The following is a 3,205-nucleotide window of genomic DNA, read 5'->3' as shown; positions in this document are numbered from 1 at the left end:
CGATGCCGCACACAGCGTTTCGATCCCGCGCCGTAGCCAGCCCGCTGGCGGTCCGATTCGGTCCCGACGACCCCGACACCGTGCATGCCATCGCGCTTCGCGCGGTACAGGACTCGATGAAGCGCTACATCGACTGGCAACACCAACAGCCCTCGGACGGCATTGCTGCCGGCCCCGGCGAGTGGCGAGTGACCGCGATCAACGGCATCGAAGACGACCTGCGCCGCGCCTACCTCGACGCAGTCCAAGCTGGCGTGCCGATCAGTCAGATCGACACCGCCCACGACCTCGGACGGGCCGGTGTCGGGTGGGATCAGCAACCCGCCCATCGGTTGCTGGGACGGCTCGAACGCCTCGCCCACGAACTCACCCTCGCCGAAGCACACAGAGGCACCGACCGCACCCGGATCCGCGACCTCGAACACGAGCTCGACCGAGCCCAAACCCGCAATGCCGATCTGACCGAAGACCTGGCCCACGCCCGCAATACCATCCTCCGCCAGACCGAAGAAATCGTCGACGCCGAGTGGCTGACCGGAAACCGCCACCACAACATCGTGCCCGGGCCGCAGCCCGCCCGCGCGCTCGCTCAAACCAACGCCGAGCTGGCCCTGGCCAACGACATCGACGCTCTCGACCGCGCCGCCTCGACCGACACCAGTAGCGGGATCGGTGCCGCGATCGACACCGCACTGCCCGGTCGGCCCGACTACTGGCCCGACACCACCGACCCCGACACCGGGCAAGCGCCCGGCACGTCCGATCACGGGCCGGAGGTGACGCCATGACCGCGCTGGACGAGCCGCTGGGATTCACCAACCCCGACTACTACACCGACGCCGCCTCGCATACCGAGCGGCAGCTGCGCGCCGACTTCGCCCGCTACTACCAGCTGCGCGAGATCGCGCCCTCCGCCATCACCGCCGAGGCACGAGCCGAATTCAACTCCCGCGCTGACGAGTTGGCGATCCGGTGGGCCCGGCATGAGTCCGAACACTGGCGCGGCACCTGGGCGGGGCTGCAGCGAGTCGTGGCCGGATGGCGAACCCAACCGGAGATCGCGCGCCGCAACTTCGACCAGATAGCGCGCGCCCGCGCGACCGGTGAGGTAGCGATCGACGACGACATCTGGCGCACCCTGCAACAAGCCCGCCTGATCACCGGGCACGGCCCCGGCACTATCACCGGCTCCGGCCAAGACGCCGCCCGCCGCTACCCCTACCTGCAACCCGACATGGGCGCCACCACCGCGCCGCCCCAGGCAGTACAGGAGATCGATCGCCGCACTGCGGTAGAGCGCACGCTGGGTGCGCCGAGAAGCCCGGTTGTCGCGTTGCCGAGCCTCGCGCAGGTCGACGCGGTCATCGCCGACACCGATGCGCTGCTCGAAGCCGAGGAATCAGCAGCCGATCTCGACGATGGGCGCGAAGCACGAAAACTGCTGCTGCCCCGAATAGTTCGTGAGGCACGAATCTCGGCCGACTACAGCCACACCGAGACCTGGGAACGCCGTCGCGTCGAGGCTCTGCGTGAAGTCCAAGACCTCGCCGCCGAGCACAGCAACGTCGCCGATCACCTCGACGGCACCGACGATCAAGCTCGCATCGCACGCCTCGACCGGCTGCGGGCAGGGCTGAGCGCCGCGCGACGCGACGCCCTCGCCATCGGACTCACCGACGACCAGGTACACACCGCTTACACCACCGGGCGCGACGGAACCTACTGGGCCACACAACCATCCGATCCCCAATTGGGACGAATTGCCCAGCTGCTCGAATACCGCGACCTCGCCCGCGCCGCCGCAGACTCCTACCGCAACCAACTCAGCGGAGCCACCGCGAGGGCCGTCGATCCTGGCCTACCGGTCACTCACAGTAGTGCAGTCGAGGGCGCCGACGTTCGAGAGCTTTCGGAGACCGGCGGCGGTGCGGGTGCGGCGATCGCCGCTGCGGTCGAGACCGCGCTTCCCGACACCGACCTCGGCGAATGGTCGCCCCCCGCCAACAGCTCGGCATCGAAAGAGGTCGTCTCCCAGCATGATCGGGAGGTGAGGTTGTGATGGCCCTCGGCCAGAGTTATGCGCAGGTGTTCACAGCGTTGTCCCCAGCCTGGGCGGAGGAAGCGTGATGGCGCGGCAGACGCGGCGCCACACGACCGGCGGGTTCGGCGAGGAAACCTGGCTCCTGCTCATCGCGCTCGGTCTCATCGCGCTGGCGCTGCTCACGTGGGCGGCGCTGTCGGTCGGAAGCTGGTGCGCTGGACTGCCCGTCACCACGCACCCGGTCGCGGCACTGCTGCAAGTGATGGCCGGCCGACATCGGTGGCCATGGCAATCGAGCGTAGTCATGACGATCGCGCCCGCAGCCATCGGCGCGGCCACAGCCACGTCTCGTGGACGGTGGGCATCGGTGCGGCGCAGCGACATCGACCGCGCGGCACGCACGATGGTATCCCCGCGCCAGATTTCGGCGGCGCGCCAGCAGGACAACGCCAGCGCTGCCGAGCGGCTTCTCAAAGACGCACCAGCCGACGTCCGGACATTGCCGGGACCGCCGTTGGGACGCACCGTCGTCGGCGGGATCGAGTTGTTCGTGCCGGCCGAGATGGGCGTGTTCATCGCGGCCGGACAGCGCACCGGCAAAACGATGGCGTGGGCGATCCCGGCCGTGCTGAGCGCGTGGGGGCCGGTGCTGGCGACCTCCAACAAACCAGACCTCTATCGGCACACCGCGTTCGGTCGTGAACAACGCGGCCGCGTCTGGCTGTGCGACCTGCAAGCCGTCACCGGGCAGCCGGTGTGCGGGTTCTGGGTCGACCTACTCGACCGTGTCCGAACGTTGGCTGCCGCACGAAAGTTGGCTTCGTTCTTCGTCTCCGGGGCTTCAGGGTCGGCGTCAGAGCGCGCAAACGCCCGTGTCGACTCCTACTTCGACGGTGGCGCTCAAGAGCTGTTGGCCCTATATCTTCTCGCGGCCGCGTGTGTCGGCGGTGACCTGCTCCACGTCGCGGAATGGCTGTCCAGCGATCAAGATCAAACCCCGACACTGATCCTGCGTCACCACAATCATCGGCGCGCGGCGCAGCGCATCCTCGACGCGCAAGGGCTGTACGCCCGGCAACGGGATGGGTTGTACGACATGGCGCGCCGGTTCTTGAACGTGCTCTCCGACGAGGGCTATGCCACCATGATCACCCCACCCGCCCG

2 protein-coding genes and 1 pseudogene are annotated in these 3,205 nt (G+C 68.3%); all 3 read left to right on the top strand.

Translation table 11 applies throughout. The features are described from left to right. The coding region (locus A5780_RS01330) for a hypothetical protein (protein WP_064907517.1) at positions 1-788 on the top strand (788 nt) is incomplete at its 5' end. After that, positions 785-2,059: a hypothetical protein gene (locus tag A5780_RS01325; protein ID WP_064907516.1), complete on the top strand. Its 1,275-nt coding sequence runs from the start codon at positions 785-787 to the stop codon at positions 2,057-2,059. The genes A5780_RS01330 and A5780_RS01325, both read left to right, overlap by 4 nt. A gap of 67 nt (positions 2,060-2,126) precedes the next feature. Further along, positions 2,127-3,205, top strand: a pseudogene (locus A5780_RS01320) (hypothetical protein); the annotation flags it as partial.

The sequence above is a fragment of the Nocardia sp. 852002-20019_SCH5090214 genome (assembly GCF_001665865.1).
GTDB lineage: Bacteria > Actinomycetota > Actinomycetes > Mycobacteriales > Mycobacteriaceae > Nocardia > Nocardia nova.
The sequence above is the reverse complement of the archived record's forward strand: the minus strand, read 5'-3'. Positions and strand labels throughout refer to the sequence as shown.